The sequence below is a fragment of the Candidatus Palauibacter scopulicola genome (genome assembly GCF_947581915.1).
Classification (GTDB): Bacteria; Gemmatimonadota; Gemmatimonadetes; order Palauibacterales; family Palauibacteraceae; genus Palauibacter; species Palauibacter scopulicola.
This window is the reverse complement of record NZ_CANPWG010000003.1, coordinates 18188-37110: the sequence shown is the minus strand read 5'-3', so window position 1 is coordinate 37110 and position 18923 is coordinate 18188. Positions and strand designations below refer to the sequence as shown.

The following is an 18923-nucleotide window of genomic DNA, read 5'->3' as shown; positions in this document are numbered from 1 at the left end:
AGGTTCTCGGCGCGGTCGAGGTCTACAGGCGGGACGTCGAGACGCCCATGGAGTTCATGCGCACGGGTTCGACCTGCGGTGCGATCGTCGTCTGGACGCCGGACGGCGCGGGCTTCCTGGACTGGACCGGGGAAGTTCCCGATCCCTTCGAATAGCGGCGCGCGGGAAGACCCCGCGTCAGTCCCGCCCGCCGGCGGGCTCGCCGTTGAGGGTCAGCGTCCATTCGAGTTCCATGTCCTTCCGGAGCGAATGGTAGACGGAGCAGTAGCGTTCGAACGAGAGCATGACGGCCCGTCGGGCCTTGGCTTCGTCCACCTTGCCGGAGACGTGGAAGTCGAACTGGAGGCCCTTCACGTAGCGCGGCGCCGTTTCCGCTCTGCGCGCCCGTGCCCGGACCGAGAGCCCGGTGAGTTCCTGGCGCCCCTTCTCGAGGATGACCACCACGTCGATCGCGGCACAGGCGGCGACGGATTCCACCATCAGGGCGACCGGGCTCGGGGCGATCCCCTCGTCCCCGTCGATTCGCGTCTCGTGGTCGGCCCGGTCGGCGCTGAACTTGAGGCCGCCGTCCCATCGGACCTGGATCCCATCCCTGCTCATCTCGATCTCCGTGGCTGGCATAGTGTCACTACACTGGGTCCGGACTTCGGCAACATAGTACAACGCGGCCGGCAACCGGTGGCAAACGGGCTGCCGAACCGCTGAAACCGCCCCGGGATGGCGGGCGTACGGGCTCTTCGGGAGGTGCGACATGTTCGAATTCATCGGGAATTTTCTCTGGCTCGCCATCGCCGGCGCCGCTTCGATCGGCGGCTTCGTGACGATGAAGAGGTTCGTACACAGACGATTGCGCTTCGTGGACGGCGTTCATCGGCGCGGTGTCCCGCTCGTGGCCGGGATCGCAGGCGGCTTCGTCGGATTGCTCGCCGCGGCCCTGCCGCTCGTCACTCCCCTCACGGCCGTTCTGTTCGGGATCGGGGTCGGTACCGGCGTGGCGGCGGGCCGAAGGGAGATCAAGCGCCTCCCGAGCCCTTGACCTTCTCCGCAGACCCGCTGCGCCTCACAACCATCCTCACGGACTTCGTCTCCACGAACTCCGTGAATCCGACCCTCGTGGAGGGGGCGCCCGGCGAGGCGGAGATCGCGGACCTCACGACCCGACACATGCGCGAGGCGGGTCTGGAGGTGGCGCGGTACGAGCCCGAGGCGGGCAGGCCGAGCGTCGTCGGGCGCCTCGCGGGGGCCGGGGGAGGGCCGGCGCTGATGCTGAACGCCCACTACGACACGGTCGGCGTGGAGGGCATGGAGGCGCCGTTCTTGCCGAGCATACGGGACGGACGGCTCTACGGACGGGGCGCCTACGACATGAAGGGGTCGCTGGCCGCCTGCATCGAGGCCGCCCGGCTGCTCCGCGAATCCGAGACGCGCCTGGCCGGCGACATCCTCGTGGCCGCCGTGGCCGACGAGGAATACGCGAGCCTGGGCACCGCGGACCTGCTCGAACGGCGCGCGGGGGGGGAACTGTCCTTCGACGCCGCGATCGTCACCGAGCCCACGTCGCTGGACCTGTGCGTGGCCCATCGGGGATTCACGTGGATCGAGATCACGACGCGCGGGCGCGCCGCGCACGGAAGCCGCTACAGGGACGGCATCGATGCGAACCTGCGCATGGGACGCGTCCTGCACCGGCTGGAGGCGTTCATAGACGAACTCCAGTCGCGGCCGGGGCACCCCCTCCTCGGCCCACCGTCGATGCACGCGGCGCTGCTGGAGGGCGGGAGCGGGATCAGCACCTACTCCCCGCGCTGCACCCTGAGGGTCGAGCGGCGCACCGTACCGCCCGAGACGGGGGAGTCCGTGGAAGAAGAGATCGCGGCGCTGATCGAGGAGTTGCGGGCGGAGGACCCGTCCCTCGAGGTGGACTGGTCGACCTTCTTCCACCGCGAACCCTTCGAGACGACGCCGGACGCGCCGGTCGCGGCCTGCGTGTCGCGCGCCGCCCAGCGGGTGCTCGGCCGGGAGCCGGAGGTCATCGGAGACTCCCCCTGGATGGACTCCGCCCTGACACAGGCCGCGGGCGTCGACAGCGTCGTGATCGGCCCGCACGGGGAAGGAGCGCATGCCGATGTCGAGTGGGTCGACCTCGAATCGTGTGCGAGGCTGGCCGAGATCCTCGCCGGGGCCGCAGCCGACTACTGCGGCTGAAGTGGCACTCCGCGCTCGTCGACTCGGCGTGCGAACAGATCCTCGACGGCAAGCCCCACCCGCAGCTTCCTTTCTATCGCCCCCTGCCAACCCGCCGGACGGGCATCGAACAGGTTGTCCACGCCGGCCACCAGCCGGAGGCTTCGCCCGAGATCTACGGAGGTCTGCAGGTCGATGGCCACGAATCGCTCCTGCGTGCCGATCCTTGCGTCGCTCCCATCGGGACCCGTTCCGATGATCGGCGCGGCGCCCGTGAGGTGTGCCGTGGCATCCAGCCGAAATCCCGAGAGCGCCTCGGCGGTCCACGCGGCCCGGGCGCGCGCCGAGTGTGCGGCGCGCCGGTCCAGAGGGAGTCCGGAGTCGACCGCGTACGCGTCGAGGTGCGCGTAGCCTGCGGCAAACTCAGCCCGATCCAGGACGGCGCGAAGGCTGAACTCGAACCCGCGCGTGATCGCGTCCGCGACGTTCCGGGGGGAAAAGACGAGGAGACCGCTCTCGGCGTTCCCGACGAACCCCGGCTCGATGAGGTTCCGAATCCGGTTCGTGAAGGCGTCGACTTCGATCCGAACGGTCGACGCCGGTTGCCAGTCCACCCCGCCGGAGATGTTCCACGAGCGTTCCGGATCCAGATCCGGGAACCCCTGGAGGACATAGCCGCCCCCCACGTTGACGAAGTTCCAGGCCAGCTCCTTGAAGGAGGGCGCCCGGAAGCCGCGGGCCACCGCCGCCCGCAGACGCACGTGCGTACCGGCACGCCGAGTCACGCCCACGGTCGGCGAGAGGTTGGAGCCCCAGCGATCGTTCCAGGTGAGGCGGGCGCCGCCGCTCACCACGGTCTCCCCGAGGCGCCAGGCGTCCTGGGCGAAGAGCGCGAGCTGCCGGTCGGCCGCCCGCTCCTCGATCAACTTGTCGGGCGACCGGATCGCACGGCTCGCGACCTCGAGACCGACATCGACGGAATGCCCGCCCAAGGCGGCCGAATATCCCGCGGCGCCCTTCGCGAGACGCTCCCACTGGGTGGATTCGCCGTCATCGGCGATGGGAGCATCTCCGCGGGCGCTTCGGAACAGGTGCTCGTATTCCTGAAGAAAGAGGCTTCCGCTCCACGTCCCGGGACCCAACGGCCGGCGCGCCTCCACCCACCCCGAGAACCCCGCGTTGTCGTTGAACCCCGAGAAGGCGCCGCCCACGGGCCAGCGCTGCCGCTCGCGAAGGTAGGTGGCGGTGGCGCGCACGTCCCAGGCGTCCGATGCCTTGAACTGAAGGCGCGACCGGAAGTCCCAGACGCGGGCGAACGCGCTCGGCCCTCCATCGGCGAGTCCCGGGATCCGATCTTCCTGGCGCCAGCCACCCGTGATTCGATACCGGAGACGGCCTCCGCCACTTGCCGTCGCCTCCGCCTCGCGACGTCCGGCGCCGCCCGACACGGCGCGCGCGTCGACCCGGAACCCCGAGGCGGGAAGCTGCGTGATGACGTTTATGACACCGCCCAGCGCATCGGAACCGTACAGGGACGAGAGGGGGCCTTTTACGATCTCCACCCGCTCCACGCCCGCCAGCGACGTGCGGCTCAGGTCGCGGTTCTCGAGCAGCGCGCCCGCGGTCGGCTGACCATCGAGCAGGACGAGGACGCGGGCGCCGCCAACGCCCCGGATCATGAGATTCGAACCGACCGGGGTGGCCGCCGTCACCTGGACACCGGGAAGCTCCGCCAGCAACCGGTCTGCGGAAGCAACGCCGGCCGCGTCGATCTCCTCGGCTTCCACCGTCTCCATCGGTACGGCGACCTGCGAGCGGAGCCGCGGGAGCGAACTCGCCGTGACGACGATTTCGTCGAGCGCGAGCGGGTCGCGTTCAAGCCCGATCCGCCACCCCGCCGCCGCTGTTTCCTCCCGGGCGATGGCGCGAGCCCGGTACCCGAGCGCCGACACCGTGATCGCGCCTCCCGAGCCCCAGCTCGGGTCGGGAACGAAGAAGCCGACAGCGTCCGTCCGCACCGCGGCCCCGCGCGCGGCGGAATCCGCGGTGACGCCCGCGACCGGAGCCGGAATCCACGCCACCTCGGCATCCGGGATCCCCGCTCCCGACTCCAGGTCGTAGACGCGCGCCTGCGACTGAGCCCGCGCCGCGTCCGGCCCGAAAATGCCGACACACCCGATGGCGATGCAGAGCGCCAGCCGGGCGCCGCGCCCGCTCACCGGAGCCGCTGGAACCTCACGGACGGATAACCCGAATCGCCTGTCGCATTGTAGTAGTCGAAGACCTGCACCTTGTAGACCTCAGCGCCCACGCGGACGAGGAAGACATTGTAGGTCGGCCACATTCGATTGTTCTGCCGGATGCTGTACCAGAACGTGCCCTGCGCGTCTCCCACCGTGGCCGGAAATGCGCCGGCGATTGTCGAGAGGAAGCCGGCATAGTCCGGCGCATCGTCAGCCCGGGCCAGCGCCGTGAAGTCGTCCGTTGCGTCGAGCGGGAAGGTTCCCGCGCCGCAGGCTTCGTTCACCCGTATCGTGAACTCGGGCGACGTCGCGACATCCCAGTCACAGCTTGCGGGGTCGCGCACGATCCCGTTCGACAGGCTCAGGTACACGGGGCCGCGAGTGAGATCCAGCGCGACGGTTTCCGGCGCGCCGAGACTGCCGCCCGGGTCGTGACGGCGGAACTGGATGGTCGCGCCCACGGGCCGCTCTCCCTGCATCGCGATGTCCACCATCCGAATCACGCCGTACCCGCGCCCCGAACCCTCGCGCAGCTTCCAGGCCGCACCGGGGTTCGCCACGATCGCGCCCGACTGGCGGTCGAAGCGGAACCACGATGGACCGGTCTCCGGCGCCAGGGCATCCTCGACGAATCCCGCCGCCGGAATGTCGGCCTCAGTGACCGCCGCGAACGCCGCTTCCCCGTCCTGCGGGGTCAGCGCCGTGACCTGATCCGCCGTCAGGTTCGCGTTGTTCCCCAGGCTGACCGCGGACACCGAGCCGGGGCCCGCAACGCCCCCGTTCAACCGGACGGAGAACCTGCGGAAGGCCATGTCCCAGGATGTGGAACTACCGGGGTCCGCCGGGTTCGAGAGCACGCCGCCACCGGCCAAACTCACATAGGCGAGGGAGACGGGCGACGAGGCGTCGATCGAGATCACGCCTTCTTCGAACGTCTCCTCGTCGGGGGCGGCGACTTCCGACTCGCATGCCGCAACGGCCGCGAGCATGAATGGAATCGTCAGCGCGCGGAGCGGAATCCGCGGCGAGACGGCCGGACTGCTGCGCATGCGACTCACCTCCGTGTCGAGAGCTGGCGCGGTTCGGGGTTCGATGGCTGCTCGCGGAGGGGTGAAGGCGCGCGCCCTCCCGCGGCAGTGGTACAAGGTCCGAGGGGTGAATCGAGACCGGTGGCGCAGAAGCGCGCCGTAGCCTTCGTCTCGATCCAGTCGGTGATGAGGGGGTGGGGCAGAAAGCCCTCGGTGCCGGTGTATTCGAGACCTTCCAGTACGTCGGCGTAGGGCCCGAAGCCGGACACGCGGTACGGGATCACGAGGACGTGCCGGTGACGCTCCCCCATTCCCGCCACCAGGGCTCGGATCCGCGCCTCCGCCTCTTCCCTCGCGCTGGCCCAGTCTTCTCTCAGCGTGCCGACGTGGACTTCCGCGTAGCCGCCGCCCCGCAGGGCCCCGGCCGCGTCCTCCATGGAGCGGAGCACCTGTCGGTCCTCTCCTTCATCCCCCATGCCATGCGCGAGCAACAGCACGCCGCTCTCAGCGGGAGTTACACCGGCCGTCGCAGCCCGGTCGACCAGAGTGCGAGCCGCCTGGCCGGATCCTCCCAACCCCCCCATCTCCAGCAGGATCCGGCTGCTGTTCGCGAGCGGATCGAGCTCCGCCCCACTCACCATTCGGTGCCCCACCATGGCGCGCTCGGGCGGGTCGGGACGGAGGCCGAGCAGGTACTCCGTCGGGTGCAGGAACGACGCCCCGGATACAAACAACCTCACGACCGCCACCGTGTTCACGCCCTCGTCGGCGAGCGCGTCGAGGGCGGCCTGCATCGTCTCGGGGTTGGCCATCCCCAGCGCAAGGGACACGGGGACCCTGTCGCGCAGCGGCCGCACTGCGTCCTCGACCCGTCCGTTCCACTCCTCCCCGCCCCCGTGCGCCATGACGAGAATCCCCGGGCGGGGCTCCGATTCGGTCGCAACTTCCGAGCGCTCCGGGCGAGAGGTCGGTTCGGCGGCGGGCCGCGTCCCCCCTGCGGACGCACACCCGCTCAGTGTCCAGATCACTCCCAGGGCGCCGAAGGACGCCCGCAGTCTGTTCGGCATCGGTCCGACCTTGGTAATAATGATAATGAGAATCATTCTCAATTAGGAAGGTCAGATGAAGATGAAGCGCTCGCGGGGGGATGGCAAGACTCAGCGCGGCTGTCGCTAGCCGGGGCCGTCTGTCCGGGCGATGCCGGTCCATTCGAGGCTCTGGTCCCAGAGTTTCCGGGCGAGATCCTCGTCGTAGGCCTGCGCCGTCGCGGCGACCTCGGATTCCACCTTGAAGTACCGCCCGGTCACCTTGTCGCGGGCAGGGTCCTCGACGAGCTGCATCACGGCCCGGCCGCCGACCTCGGGCTTCGCCATCAGGCCCTTCGCCGCATTCAGGAGCAGGCCCAGGGCGCTCCGGTTCTTCCGCCAGATCTGCGTACGCAGGACGCCGGGGTGAACGGCGTTCGCGGTGATCCCGCGGGCACCCCAGCGGCGCTCGGACTCGAAGGTGAAAAGGGCGTTGGCCAGCTTCGTATCGCCGTAGGCCTGGAAGCCGCCCTTCCAGGCGTCGCCGCGGACGATGGCATCGAGTGCGGCGCGGCGCAGGTCCCCGTTCCGGTGTGCTTCGGAGCTCACGTTGACGATCCGGCCGCGCCCGGCCGCGAGCGGTTCGAGAAGCTGATGGGTGAGGAGGAAATGGCCGAGGTGGTTCGTCGCGAACGTCACCTCGAAGCCCTCGGACGAGATCTGGCGCCGATGGAGCCAGACGCCGGCGTTGTTCACGAGGATGTCGATCGCCGGGAGGCGGGCGGCCAGGCGGTCGGCGAGGGCGCGGACGTCGGCCTGGAGCGAGAGGTCGGCGAGTTCGAGGCGGACATCCGCGCCCGCCGCGGCCCCCGCCTGCCGCACGTCGGCAAGCGCCGGCTCCCCCCGCTCGCGGCTGCGGCACACCATGGTCACGTCGGCGCCCGCGCGCGAGAGGAGTTGAGCGGCGGACTTCCCGACGCCCGAGTTGGCGCCGGTGACGACGGCGACCTGCCCCTTCAGGTCGCGCCCCGCCCCATCCACGGCCTCCGTCATCGGACCGGCAGGGCGAACGCCTGCAGCCTGGAATCGACCTGGCCGGCGGCGGAGGTCGCGACGACGACGAACTGGCGCCCGGACCGGGTGCGGTACGTCATCGGGTTGCCGCGCCCCAGCCCTTCGCCCAGGTCCCCCCGCCACAGGGTGGCGCCGTCGCGGACATCCATGGCCTCGATCCACGGCGTTCCACCCGCCAGGAAGACGACTCCGCCCGCCGTCGCCAGCGGCCCCGACGTCGTGCCGTGGCTCTGCGGCGTGCCCCCCATGGGCGGGAGGTCGAGTCCCGCCAGCGCCGGGTGCTCGCGGATCGCGGAGTCGTCCCCGAACGGACGCTGCCACAGGTGGTCTCCCGTGTTGAGGTCGATCGCCGTGATCGTGCCGTAGGGCGGCTTGAGGATCGGAAGCCCGCCGGCCACCGAGAGCGTGCTCGCGAAGTTCGGGAGATAGTCCGCGTCTCCCTCCCCCGGCTCCGCTTCGGCGACGCGGGCCAGGAAGGGATCGTCATACGCCTTCACGAACATGTGGCCGCTCTCGGGATCGATGGCCGCGCCGCCCCACCCCGCCCCGCCGATGAGGCCCGGCATCATGATCGTCCCCTCGACGGAGGGCGGGGTGAAGATCGGCCCGGTCCGGTGGCGGCGGAATACCTCCAGCGCCTCCGCGCGCAGTTCGGGCGTGAAGTCGATGAGATCGTCCTCCGTAATCCCCTGTCGGGAGAACGGCGCGGGCCGCGTCGGGAACGGCTGGGTCGGCCACGGCACCTCGCCGGGGACCGTGCTCTCGGGCACGGCGCGCTCCTCGACCGGCCACACCGGCTCGCCGGTCTCGCGGTCCAGCACGTACGTGAAAGCCGTCTTGCCCACCGCCACGACCGCGTCGATCTCGCGCCCGTCGACCTGGATCGTCACCAAGCCGGGCGGCGCGGGAAGGTCGTAGTCCCACAGCCCGTGGTGAACGGTCTGGAAGTGCCACACGCGCTCGCCCGTCCGCGCGTCCAGGCACACGAGCGATTCGGCGAACAGGTTCTGTCCCCGCCGGTGCCCGCCGTAGAAGTCGTTGTTCGGGGTGGAGACGGGCAGGTAGAGGAGCCCGCGCTCCGGGTCCAGCGAGAACGGCGCCCACACGTTCGCCGAGCCGGTGTAGGACCAGGATTCGTCCTCCCACGTCTCGACCCCGAACTCCCCTTCCTTGGGGATCGTGTGGAAGGTCCAGCGCAGCTCGCCGGTGCGCGCGTCGAATGCCTGCACATCGCCGGGCGGGTTGTGGCGGTAGATCCGGTTGTCCGGGACGCCGCTGCCCACGATGACGATGTCCTCGTACACGACGGCGGGAGATGTGTTGGAGATGTGAAGCCGGTTCGCGTCCCAAGCGAGCCCCTCCGTCAGGTCGACCTCGCCTCCGTCCCCGAAACCGGGAATCGGCTCGCCGGTGGCGGCGTCGAGCGCGATGAGCCGCCAGCGGGAGTTGAGGAAGATCCGGCGCTCGCTCCCGTCGCTCCACTGCGCGATGCCGCGGTGGCAGAAGCGGCAGCCGCGGTGAAGGTTCCCCCACTCCCACGCCTTGGGATCGTAGCTCCAGAACTCCTCTCCCGTCTCCGCGTTCAGCGCGACGACTCGGCTGTAGGGGGTCGAGACCCACATCGTGTCGTTGATGACGATCGGCGTCGCCTCGAAGGCGCCCGGCGCCACGCGTTCGCCCTGGATCGGGCTCGCCGCGTCGGGAATCGGTTCCTCCCCGGTTTCCCAGACCCAGGCCGCCTCGAGTTCCGCGACGTTCGAGCGGTCGATCTCCGTGAGAGAGGAATACTTGAGGCCGCCGGGGTCGCCACCGTACACGGGCCAGTCGTCGCCCGCGTACGCCGTCAGCGGCTCCGAACGTTCGCCGCTATCGATGGCGGCCTCGTCGCCGCGGCAGCCCGAGAGAGCCACCCCGATCCCGAACGCCAGACCGAGCGCGATCCGGCGCGCGCGATCCGGAGTGACGGATCCGCCGTCAGCCCTTGTCATCGACCGCCGCGATCACCTTGACCTCGATCAGCACGCCTGGACTGTAGAGTTCGGTCACCCCCACCGCGGTCCAGGATGGAAGCTCGGGAAGGAACTCGTCCTTGACCTCGATGAAGGTGTCGATGTGGGCGTGCATGTCGAGGTGATAGGTGGTGATGTCGATCACCCGATCGAGGCTCGACCCGGCTTCCTCAAGAACCTGGCCGATGTGGCGGAACGCGTTGCGAAACTGGGTGGCGGGATCGGGATCGCGGTTCACGACACCTGCGAGGAATACGAGATCTCCCACCCGCACCGCATCCGAGTACAGGCCGTGCTCCGGAGGCGGGTCGGGAAAGCGCTTCTGGGCGGCGGCGGGCGCCGCACTCAGCGCCGGAAGCAAGGCGGCCAGGAGCAAGGCAACCGGCAGCGGCGCGGCCGGCGGCAAGGCGACCGGCATGATCCGGGCGGTGCGGCGGGTGGCGAAGGGTAGTCGGGGCATGCGTCCTCCGGAATGTCGTCGGCAAACGGATCTCAGGGGCGGGAATCTGGGGGGCACGCTCGGATGCGGCGAGTCCGCCACCGTCCGCGGCGTTCGGTCGGTCCGGGGTTCAGGTCAGTCCCCCGCGATGAGTCCCGGGTTGTGCCGGCGGGCATAGTCCACGCAAGCCTCCCAGTCCGCTTCGTAGAAGTCTCGGGCGCACCCGAGTTGCGCTTCGGTGAGGAGGGGGTCGGAACCAAGGATCCGCTCCGGCGCGACCCGTCCGAGCGCCACGCCCGCGTGCCAGGCGAGACGGCGAGACCTCACGCGGAGCCACCGGGCGGCGGCGGGCCCGGATTCTTCGCGCCGCTTCACCGGCCAGCGGCGGCCCACCTCGCGCAGGAATCGGTACTGCCGGTCGCGGTAGGAACGGTTCGACGGGCGGAACGAGATCCGAGCCTCGTCATACGACGCGCCCACGTAGTCGGCGATCGTCCGAACGAACCCCCGGGGATCCTCGACGAGTCGGTCGAAGAAGAGGACGAGGGGCCGATGTTCGAAGTGATCCTCGATCACCCGTATGCGCTCGCGGAAGAGTGCCGAGGACCGGGGCCGGGCGCCTTCGTCGCGCTCGAAGTCGATGAAGGCCTCGAACGGGACGTAGCGCAGTTCCTTGATCTCACGGAGATACACCGACCGGAGCCACTCATCGTGGCGGCGCAGGACCAGGATCGGCCGGGCCGCCGGCGCGGCGCGCGCGAACCACTCCACAGCGGGCGTCAACTCGCGGTAGCCGAGCTGCCGGGATACGAGAACGGGAAGGTCTCCGCCCCGCCGCACCACTTTCGCGCTCTGCCGAAACCGGGTACGCGGCACGTAACGCACGCCCCGGAAGTGCGGGAACACCCGTTCCTGCAGCCAGCGCGACGCCGCCCGCCCCGCCCCCACGTGGAAAAAGACCTCCGGCATCGGCTGCACTACCCGGAGCGGCGCGTCTTCAGCGCTGCAGCGTGTGAGCGTTTCATGGTTCGGACCTCGGCGTCGGGTATCGGGGCCATGTGACGCCGGGAGCGATTTCGGCGTCTTCCGGACAGCATCCGGGAACGTAGCCTCGCCACGCCTCCATCGGGACGGGCGATACACCTCGCGGGAGTGACGGACATGCAGCACGGACGAGCGTTGGCGCTGGCCGTTCTGGTCGCGCTGCAACCGGTTGTCGTCCCCCTCGGTGTGGAGGGCCAGTCGATAGACGACTGCGACGGCCGGGCCTCCCTCCGGGTCTCGGTGGTGGACGAATCCGGCTTCATTCCGATCCCCGGAGCCACCGTGGTCCTGCGCTGGACGGACGCGGAGCGGCGACCGGTGCGGGAAAGCGCCGGCACGGACGGACACTTGCTGCTCTGCGCTCCGCGGGACGCGGGGGAAGCCACGCTCTGGGCCGAGTTCGGAGACGCATCCAGCCAGGAAGCCGTCGTGGCCCTCGAAGCGGGGATGCCGCACGACGTGGAGCTTCGGCTCCTGCTCTCGGAGGCCGGCACCGGACGGCTCGTGGGCCTTGTCCGCGATGCCGCTACGGATGAGCCCGTGGCCGCGGCGGCGGTGTCCATCCTCGGCGACGCCGGCGAAGTCTCGAGCAACCGCAGGGGCCGCTTCGTCCTCAGCGGCGTCCCCGTCGGCCGGCGCGAGATCGCCGTGCGCCACATCGGGTATGCGCCCTTCAGCCATCCGGTCGCGGTGGCCCGCGGGCACACGACGGAAATCGAGATCGGTCTCGTCCCGGAACCGGTGGAGCTGGAGCCGCTGGTCGCGACCGTCGTACGGTCTCGCCGACTGGAAACCCAGGGCTTCTATGAGAGAAAATACTGGGGCGAACTGGTCGCAGGCGGCACCTTCTTCACGGCCGAGGACATCGAGCGCCGAAGTCCCCTCCGGATCACGCAGATGGTCGCCGATATCCCGGGCATCCGACTCCGGAACTGCGGCGCGCGGCAGAACAGCTGCAGGCTGTACAACACCCGGATATCGGATATCTCTTCGACCGATGGCTGCCTGATGAACATCTACCTGGACGGCAGCCTCATCGTGCGCAGGGGTCGGATCGGGGGCGGTGACGTACCGAACATCAACGATTTCGTTCTTCCGATCGAGATCGCGGGGGTCGAAGTGTACCTGGGCCCCTCCGAGCTGCCGGCGGAGTTCGCCGGGATGGAATCGCGCTGCGGCGTCGTCGTGATCTGGACGAAGTCTTGAGATCAGCCCTCGCGCAGCGCGTCGAGGAACACCTCGCCGTACTGCTCGAGCTTGGCGGGGCCGATGCCGGGCACGCGCAGCATCTCCTCGGGCGAGCCGGGACGCAGGTCGATCAGGTCCCACAGCACCTGGTCGCTGAACACGATGTACGCGGGGACGCCGCGCGCGTCCGCCAGTTCCTTCCGCAGCGTGCGGAGGCGCTGGAAGGTGGGGTCCGACGGCGACCGGTCGATCTCGGTGGTGGTGGCCCGCCCCGCGGCAACGCGGCCGCCCGCGCGTCCAGCCCGAGGCTTGCGCTTGAGCACGGGGAGCACGTCCACGAGATCCGTCACGCCGATTCCCGTGCACACGTCGCACGACTCGCCGCACGCCTCGAAGTCCTCCCCGAAGTAGGCGAGCAGCCCGCGGTGGCGGCACGCGTCGCGGTCCGCGAGCCGGAAGAGGTCGACGGCCGCCCGACGCTTGGCCTCGCGCACCGTCGGATCGTCGATCTCGGCGAGGAACCGCTCGCGCACCTTCACGTCCGCCCACGAGTAGAAGAGCACGCAGTCGCTGGGCAGGCCGTCCCGCCCGGCGCGTCCGATCTCCTGGTACCACGACTCGATGTCCGACGGCATGTCGCGGTGGATGACGAAGCGCACGTTGGACTTGTCGATCCCCATCCCGAAGGCGATCGTCGCCACGACCACGTCGACCTCATCGCGGGCGAACGCGTCCTGGTGCTCCGCCCGTGCGCCGTCGTCGAGTCCCGCGTGGTACGGGACCGCGTCGACGCCCTCGCGCCGCAGGAACTCCGCCATCTGTTCCACGGACTTTCGCGAGAGACAGTAGACGATCCCGCTCTCCCCCCGGTGCCGGCGGATGAGCCCCAAAATCTCGGCCCGCGTATTCCCCTCCCCCTTCTTCCGGCAGACGACGCGGAGGTTCGAGCGAAAGAAGGAACCCTTGTATCCCTCTGGTTTCCTCATCCCCAACTGTCGAATGATGTCGGCCGCGACCCGGCGGGTGGCGGTGGCGGTGAGCGCGAGGATCGGCAGTCCGTTTTCCCCCGCGCCTCCGTTCCCGGTCGCGCCTCCGTCGCGAATTTCGTCCCGCAGTCCCTGAAGCGCCCGGTAGGACGGGCGAAAGTCGTGTCCCCATTGCGAAATACAGTGCGCCTCGTCGACGACGATCAGGGAGAGCGGCGCGTGACGCAGGCGCGCCCGCATGTGCGGACCCAGCGCTTCCGGAGCCAGGTAGACGAGTTCATAGTCTCCGCGCTCGAACCCCCGCAGCCGGCGCCGGCGCTCGTCCGCCGCGAGCGACGAGTTGATCGCCGTGGCCCGGAACCCGAGGTCGAGGAGGGCGTCGACCTGGTCCTTCATCAGGCTGATGAGGGGCGAGAGGACGACGACCGTCCCCGGCATGAGCCGCGCCGGAATCTGGAAGGTGAGCGACTTCCCCGCCCCGGTGGGCATGACGCCGATGCAGTCGCGTCCCGCCAGCACCGCGTCGATGATGTGCGCCTGCCCGGGCCGGAATTCGTCGTAGCCGAACACGTCGCGGAGGACGGATTCCGGGTGGGGGGCGCGCGGCTCGATCATCGTTCGCAACATACCACGGATATCCGCCCCCGGCTCAACGGAACCTCAACGGCGGAAAACCCTTTTCGTCATGTCAACGTCCTTACAGGTTGAGAGGCTCAGCCTGCGGCTGTCCCTGCCCCTGCCCCGGAGGTGTGCGATGTCGACGCGTTCCCGCCGATCCGGCCCGAACTTCGGACCGTTTCTTCCGCTCGTCGTGTTTGCGGGCGTGCTGCTCGGAGCGTGCGTGGAAGGTGCCGCTCCGCCCGACTACACGGCCGAAGAACTCGCGGCGGCGAAGCAGGAGCTTCGCGACCATGCCCGGCTGCGCACCTTCGAGGCCGGCAAGCTGTTCGGCGAAGAGTGGGTCGCCCGTGCTCCGGACGACGCGGAACTCCGGGGCCTCTACGCCTACCAGCTCGTGGGCTGGCGGCTCTCGAAGGAGGTCCACGAGCAGGCCGACGCGATCCTGGCGGATGACCCCGAGAGTCCCTGGGGCCTATACGCCAAAGCCTACGCACACTACGCGGACAACGAGACGACACCCGCCCTCGAGCTGGCCCGCGAGGCGTGGGAGGCCTCTCCGCGACCCGAGTTCGCCTTCCTCTACCTGCGGGCGTTGAGCCGGGAAGACTTCGATGCGGCGCGGGAGTTCCTCGAAGGGCTCGATGAGGAGACCCGCGGTTGGCCGGAGATGCTGCGCATGCAGGCCGAACTGGAGTCACAGGCCCGCTACATGCTGAGCGACCCGACGTGGGCGGACTCCAGCCGAGCGACGTGGGCCGAGTTTAAGGAACGGTTTCCGGACCACGTACTGGGATACACCAGGTTGGCCAACGAGGCCTATAACGCCCGCCGCATGGATGAGTGGACCTCACTCATGGACGCGGCTCTCGAGCTTGCGCCTGGATCGTCGGAGGTTCGACGACAGCACTGGCGCGGCCTGTGGATGTCGGAACTTCTCCCGCAGGACGAGCGAGGCCCGGCCGTCAGGGCCAGCATGGCGGCGTTCCGTGATGCCGCCCCGGAGACCCTGCACGGGCTTGGAGCCATCGCCGCAATGCACCGGGAGATGGGCGATGAAGAGCGCGCCGCTCAACTCGAGACGCAGATCGTCGAGAGCGATCCGGCCAGCTATCACGCATCGCTCATCTATCTGGGCGAGGTGCGTAGCGCGAACGACAAGCTGAGCGAACTCCGGGAAGAGCACGGCCCGGACTCGCCCGAACATCGCGCCCAGCTCGGCGTCGTACGAGACGCCGTGCACGAATACCTGGAGCGGCCGCTTTACAGCGACACCTACAAGGGAACGGCCTACATCACTCTGTATTTTGCGCTCAGGTCCATGGATCCGCTTCCGGTGGAGGACTTCGCCGACGCGGTGCGGGGACTCGCCGCATACGAAACCATGAATCCTCACATCACGTTCGGGGCGGCCCCGCTCGCCATGATCGATCACACACCCTACGCGCTCGAAGCAGTCGACATCGTACGCGAGGGCGTGCCCGTCATGCTGGAGCGATTGAACGAGTCGCGAGACCGCTTCGACACGGAAGGCGAGTTCGATCAACTGCTCCGCAGCTTCCTCACGGACACGTACGACGTGATCGGGTGGGCCCACTTCAAGGCTGGCCGTGTGGAGGATGGGCGTCACACGCTCGAGCGCGCGCTGGCGATTTCCGAGGACACCCGCGACGTCCGCTACCATCTGGGGCAGGTTTATGAGCACCTGGCCGCGGAGGCGGAGGAAGATGGAGACGCCGAAGCGGTCACGGCCTGGCTGGACCAGGCGGAGGATTCCTACATCGCGGGATTCGGGGCCAGCCGGGGCGCGAACCCCAATCAAGCCGCTCTCGAGGCCCTGTACGAGAGCCGGAACGGGAGCCGAGAGGGGATCGAGGAGTACCTCGCGACGCTGGACGAGCGTGACCGGATCCGGCGGCGCGATCGCATCCTCGAGTCGCGGGTGGAGGCGGCGGGGACGTACGAACCGTTCACGCTCGCGCGGCTGGACGGCGAGATGGTCGACTCGGCCGACCTCGAGGGGAAGATTGCCGTACTCCACTTCTGGGGGACGTGGTGCGGCCCGTGCATCGTGGAGATGCCGGAGTACCAGAAGTTCGACGAGCGCTACCGCGACGACGCCGAAGTGGCGGTGCTCTCGATCAGCAACGACCGCACGAACGACGTGATCGAGGAGTACCTGGCGAAGAACAACTTCGACTTCACCGTGCTCGTAGACGACGACTACGTGACGCGCGCCGGGGTGAGCGCCTGGCCCACCACCTGGTTCGTCGACCGCGAAGGCTACATCCAGTTCGTGAAGATCGGCACGGCCCTGAAGCTCGACGAAGAGTTCGCCTGGCGCGTCGAGGCGCTTCGCGAAACCGACGGCACGCGCTGACCCCGGCGGCGACAGCCCTTTACCAGCGGAAGGCGGTTCGGGCGGCTTCCGCGGCGAGGAGGGTTCGCAGGTGTCGGGCCGTGTCGAGGGGCAGGTAGGGGATGTCCACCTTGTGGGCGGCGGCCCCTGCTCCGGCCGTGTCCACCCGGAGGCTGGCCATGCCCCGCCAGCGGTCGATCGGGGACGCGCGTAGCGCCACGACCTGGATGCGGGTGTAGCGGGCGATGGTCGTGCGGCGCCACAGCCAGCCGCTCCGGAACCAGACCATGTCGTCCTTCAGCGCCCACCCGAGGTGGTCGACGTAACGCCGCGCGTAGAGCACGGCCCAGGCGAGGAAGGCGGCGTGGAAGGCCACGCCCCAGGCTTCGAGCCCGAAGTAGAGCGGCACCGCGGCCAGCGTGGCGAGGAAGCACGTTCCCCTCAACACGCGCCGGAAGGCGAGCGGAGATACTGGCTCCCAATTGACCTCGGGCGCGTCCAGCTCCGGGACCACCTCCCGGAGGAATTCGCGCAGGCGTTCTCGTCTCAGAATCGGCGCGAGTTGGTGCCGGTGCGGATCCGCGTTCCCCTGCGGCCCGGCCTGGCTGCCTCCGGCGGTCTGGACGCCGACCGCGACGCGCCCCACCCAGCGCTGCAGCGGCCCCTCGTGAATCGTCACCGTCTGAACGCGCCGTAGCGGGATCGTGGCGGCGACCTGCGTCAGCATGCCGAACGTGGCGCGCAGCCCCTCCTCGGAGCGCACGACCCGGTAGTCGTGCAGGCGCACGAGCGTCCAGACGATCGAGAGCAGCCGGGCGAAGATCACGAAGGCGACGACCAGCGCCGCTATGGCGAGCACGGTCACGAGAATGCCGGCCGCCACCACGTCGGCAGCCGCGCCCTCGACCGCGGGCCCGATCCGCGACTGCTCCCCGGCGACCCAGTCGGAGGCCCGCTCGAAGAGGCCCGTCTCCCACGCGAGGCCGAAAGCGGCGGCGATCAGCACCATGCCGCGGTTCTGGAGGAGACCGTGGAGCAGGAGTTCGCGCGCCGGAAGGTGCAGCAGTGTGCGGCCCTCCGCGGAATCGGCCGGAGCGGGATCCGCCGCCTCGGCGGGCATACCGGTCGCCGCTGCGTCGAGAGTCGCCGCCGCGTCGGCAGCCGTCCCCGTCGCGGCGTCCGTCACCTCTCCGGCAGCCGCCACCTCCCCGGCGGCCTCCCGCTTTCCCTCGCGGACCCGCTGGCGCAGCGCTTCGAGGGCCGGCAGGGGGAGGACGGTCAGCGTCGCCTCGGGTTCCTGTCCTCCGCCCGTCTGGAGCTTGACCTCCACGACGCCCAGCACGCGGTGGAACACGCCCTGCACGGCGTCGAGGTTCTGGATCCGCGCGTAGGGGACATGCCGCTCCCGTCGAAATAGGAGGCCGCTCCGGATCACGAGTTCCGCCTCCTCGTACCGGTACCGGAACGTCAGGTAGCGCACGACGGCCCCCACGACGAGCGGGATGAGCCCGACCAGGAGGACGAAACGCATCTCCACGACGCCCAGGACGTTGGCCGACGCGCCTCCGATGATCAGGGGGAGGATCGCCCGCCGGAGCTGGCTTCCGAGCGAGAAGCCGATGGAGAGCGGATGGAGGCGGTGCTCGGTGGCCCGCGGCGGCGCCGCCGCCTCAGACGGCATCGTCCCCCGCCGGCGGCAGGAGATGATCCCGGATGCGGAGCGCCGTTTCGTGCTCAAGTCCGTCGAGGGAGACCTTGGCGTGGTCGGTGCCCGCGGTGTAGATGCCCAGCGTCCCGAGGCCATACTTCCGCTCGAGCGGCCCCTGCGACACGTCGGTGTGCTGGACACGGGAACGCGCCACGCTGATCGCCTGCCGCCAGATCACGCCCTTGCGGATCTCGATCCCGTCCGGGTGTACGGCGTAGGAGGCGTAGCGGTGGTGAAGGACGGGCCACCGGTACAGCCACCAGCCGAGCGCGCCGGTGACCGCGGCCCAACCTCCCAGCATCGGGCCCCATACGACCGGAGGGGGTCCAAAGGCCGCCCACAGCACGCCGACCGCGGCGCCGAGCGGGAGCGAGACGCAACCCGTGACGATACCGCCGATCGTGCGTTGCAGCGGGATCACCTTCGGATCGAGCGAACGGCGCACCCCGTCCGCGATGCCGTCTGCGGCCGGGTCCGCCGGGTCCACCGAGCCCGCCGTCTCCGCTGTCTCGGCCGCCGCGGCCGTTTCCGGCGTTTCCGGCGTTTCCGGCGTCTCGATGCTGTGCGTCGACTCGTTCATGTGGACAAGTTACGCTGATCGAAGGGTTTTCGTGTCGGCGCGCGGGGCCGGCGGGAACCGGCCGGCGATCCGATGGGAGGGAACCGTGAGCGCCGCGAAGTCACGCAGCGACGAAGCACTGCTCGCCGAGTGCACGGTCGAGACGTTCCGGGCCGGCGGTCCGGGCGGCCAGCACCAGAACAAGACGGAGTCGGCCGTCCGGCTCACGCACCGTCCCACCGGCATCGTCGTGACCGCGCGCGAGTCCCGCAGCCAGCACCGCAACCGCGCCCGCGCCCTGGACCGGCTCCGCGCCGCCCTCCGGGAGCGGGAGCACACGCGCAGGCCGCGCCGTCCGACGAAGCCTACCCGGGCCTCCCGGGAGGAACGACTGGAAAAGAAACGGCGCCGCTCCCTCACGAAGAGGCAGCGGCGCCGTCCCGAATCCGACGAGTAGCT

The 18923-nt window shown here is 69.6% G+C and carries 16 protein-coding genes; 5 read left to right on the top strand and 11 right to left on the bottom strand.

Translation table 11 applies throughout. The features are described from left to right. Positions 1–177 precede the first annotated feature (177 nt). Complete coding sequence (locus tag RN743_RS00305; RefSeq protein ID WP_310775047.1) at positions 178–600, bottom strand: OsmC family protein; 423 nt, start codon at positions 598–600, stop codon at positions 178–180. A gap of 151 nt (positions 601–751) precedes the next feature. Between RN743_RS00305 and RN743_RS00300 the strand changes: the two genes are divergently transcribed. Further along, positions 752–1036 (top strand): hypothetical protein, encoded by a 285-nt coding sequence (locus RN743_RS00300; protein WP_310775045.1) that lies wholly within the window; start codon positions 752–754, stop codon positions 1034–1036. After that, positions 1033–2205, top strand: a complete 1173-nt coding sequence (locus tag RN743_RS00295; RefSeq protein WP_310775043.1) for a M20/M25/M40 family metallo-hydrolase — start codon at positions 1033–1035, stop codon at positions 2203–2205. Before RN743_RS00300 ends, RN743_RS00295 begins: the two co-directional genes overlap by 4 nt. Here RN743_RS00295 and RN743_RS00290 read toward each other — a convergent pair. The 7 genes from RN743_RS00290 to RN743_RS00260 all read right to left on the bottom strand — a co-directional run bounded on the left by RN743_RS00290 (position 2193) and on the right by RN743_RS00260 (position 10971). Further along, positions 2193–4403, bottom strand: a complete 2211-nt coding sequence (locus RN743_RS00290) for a TonB-dependent receptor (protein WP_310775041.1) — start codon at positions 4401–4403, stop codon at positions 2193–2195. The genes RN743_RS00295 and RN743_RS00290 overlap by 13 nt on opposite strands. Beyond that, entirely contained in the window at positions 4400–5476 is a 1077-nt protein-coding gene (locus RN743_RS00285; protein ID WP_310775039.1) for an HmuY family protein, read from the bottom strand. The genes RN743_RS00290 and RN743_RS00285 overlap by 4 nt, the downstream gene beginning before the upstream one ends. Before the next feature lie 5 nt (positions 5477–5481). Then, positions 5482–6522, bottom strand: a complete 1041-nt coding sequence (locus RN743_RS00280; protein WP_310775037.1) for a hypothetical protein — start codon at positions 6520–6522, stop codon at positions 5482–5484. Positions 6523–6627: 105 nt separating this feature from the next. Continuing rightward, on the bottom strand, positions 6628–7533 hold the full coding sequence (locus RN743_RS00275; RefSeq protein WP_310775035.1) for an SDR family oxidoreductase: 906 nt from the start codon (positions 7531–7533) through the stop codon (positions 6628–6630). Continuing rightward, positions 7530–9542 (bottom strand): pyrroloquinoline quinone-dependent dehydrogenase, encoded by a 2013-nt coding sequence (locus RN743_RS00270; RefSeq protein ID WP_310775032.1) that lies wholly within the window; start codon positions 9540–9542, stop codon positions 7530–7532. Before RN743_RS00270 ends, RN743_RS00275 begins: the two co-directional genes overlap by 4 nt. Continuing rightward, positions 9529–9981, bottom strand: a complete 453-nt coding sequence (locus RN743_RS00265) for a RidA family protein (RefSeq protein ID WP_310775030.1) — start codon at positions 9979–9981, stop codon at positions 9529–9531. The genes RN743_RS00270 and RN743_RS00265 overlap by 14 nt, the downstream gene beginning before the upstream one ends. Positions 9982–10137: 156 nt before the next feature. Next, positions 10138–10971, bottom strand: coding sequence for a hypothetical protein (locus RN743_RS00260; protein WP_310775028.1), 834 nt, complete (start codon positions 10969–10971; stop codon positions 10138–10140). A 192-nt stretch (positions 10972–11163) separates the two neighbouring features. On the opposite strand from RN743_RS00260, the gene RN743_RS00255 reads away from it, so the two are divergent. Then, entirely contained in the window at positions 11164–12252 is a 1089-nt protein-coding gene (locus RN743_RS00255; RefSeq protein ID WP_310775026.1) for a carboxypeptidase regulatory-like domain-containing protein, read from the top strand. 2 nt (positions 12253–12254) lie between these two features. On the opposite strand, the gene RN743_RS00250 is transcribed toward RN743_RS00255, so the two are convergent. Next, the gene (locus tag RN743_RS00250; protein ID WP_310775024.1) at positions 12255–13847 is read right to left on the bottom strand and encodes an ATP-dependent DNA helicase RecQ; all 1593 of its coding nucleotides are present in this window, start codon (positions 13845–13847) and stop codon (positions 12255–12257) included. 127 nt (positions 13848–13974) lie between these two features. Between RN743_RS00250 and RN743_RS00245 the strand changes: the two genes are divergently transcribed. Beyond that, the gene (locus RN743_RS00245; RefSeq protein WP_310775022.1) at positions 13975–16218 is read left to right on the top strand and encodes a redoxin domain-containing protein; all 2244 of its coding nucleotides are present in this window, start codon (positions 13975–13977) and stop codon (positions 16216–16218) included. 19 nt (positions 16219–16237) lie between these two features. On the opposite strand, the gene RN743_RS00240 is transcribed toward RN743_RS00245, so the two are convergent. Then, on the bottom strand, positions 16238–17878 hold the full coding sequence (locus tag RN743_RS00240) for a PH domain-containing protein (RefSeq protein WP_310775020.1): 1641 nt from the start codon (positions 17876–17878) through the stop codon (positions 16238–16240). Next, a complete protein-coding gene (locus RN743_RS00235; RefSeq protein WP_310775018.1) occupies positions 17868–18485 on the bottom strand; it encodes a PH domain-containing protein in 618 nt (205 codons plus the stop codon). Before RN743_RS00235 ends, RN743_RS00240 begins: the two co-directional genes overlap by 11 nt. A gap of 85 nt (positions 18486–18570) precedes the next feature. Between RN743_RS00235 and RN743_RS00230 the strand changes: the two genes are divergently transcribed. Next, entirely contained in the window at positions 18571–18921 is a 351-nt protein-coding gene (locus tag RN743_RS00230; RefSeq protein WP_310775015.1) for a peptide chain release factor-like protein, read from the top strand. Positions 18922–18923: the final 2 nt, after the last annotated feature.

Bases quoted from the DNA above. Each gene is read 5' to 3' on its own strand.
- RN743_RS00305 (WP_310775047.1), bottom strand. From the start codon at position 600: ATGAGCAGGGATGGGATCCAGGTCCGATGGGACGGCGGCCTCAAGTTC.
- RN743_RS00300 (WP_310775045.1), top strand. From the start codon at position 752: ATGTTCGAATTCATCGGGAATTTTCTCTGGCTCGCCATCGCCGGCGCC.
- RN743_RS00285 (WP_310775039.1), bottom strand. From the start codon at position 5,476: ATGCGCAGCAGTCCGGCCGTCTCGCCGCGGATTCCGCTCCGCGCGCTG.
- RN743_RS00280 (WP_310775037.1), bottom strand. From the start codon at position 6,522: ATGCCGAACAGACTGCGGGCGTCCTTCGGCGCCCTGGGAGTGATCTGG.
- RN743_RS00275 (WP_310775035.1), bottom strand. From the start codon at position 7,533: ATGACGGAGGCCGTGGATGGGGCGGGGCGCGACCTGAAGGGGCAGGTC.
- RN743_RS00270 (WP_310775032.1), bottom strand. From the start codon at position 9,542: ATGACAAGGGCTGACGGCGGATCCGTCACTCCGGATCGCGCGCGCCGG.
- RN743_RS00265 (WP_310775030.1), bottom strand. From the start codon at position 9,981: ATGCCGGTCGCCTTGCCGCCGGCCGCGCCGCTGCCGGTTGCCTTGCTC.
- RN743_RS00260 (WP_310775028.1), bottom strand. From the start codon at position 10,971: ATGCCGGAGGTCTTTTTCCACGTGGGGGCGGGGCGGGCGGCGTCGCGC.
- RN743_RS00255 (WP_310775026.1), top strand. From the start codon at position 11,164: ATGCAGCACGGACGAGCGTTGGCGCTGGCCGTTCTGGTCGCGCTGCAA.
- RN743_RS00250 (WP_310775024.1), bottom strand. From the start codon at position 13,847: ATGTTGCGAACGATGATCGAGCCGCGCGCCCCCCACCCGGAATCCGTC.
- RN743_RS00245 (WP_310775022.1), top strand. From the start codon at position 13,975: ATGTCGACGCGTTCCCGCCGATCCGGCCCGAACTTCGGACCGTTTCTT.
- RN743_RS00240 (WP_310775020.1), bottom strand. From the start codon at position 17,878: ATGCCGTCTGAGGCGGCGGCGCCGCCGCGGGCCACCGAGCACCGCCTC.
- RN743_RS00235 (WP_310775018.1), bottom strand. From the start codon at position 18,485: ATGAACGAGTCGACGCACAGCATCGAGACGCCGGAAACGCCGGAAACG.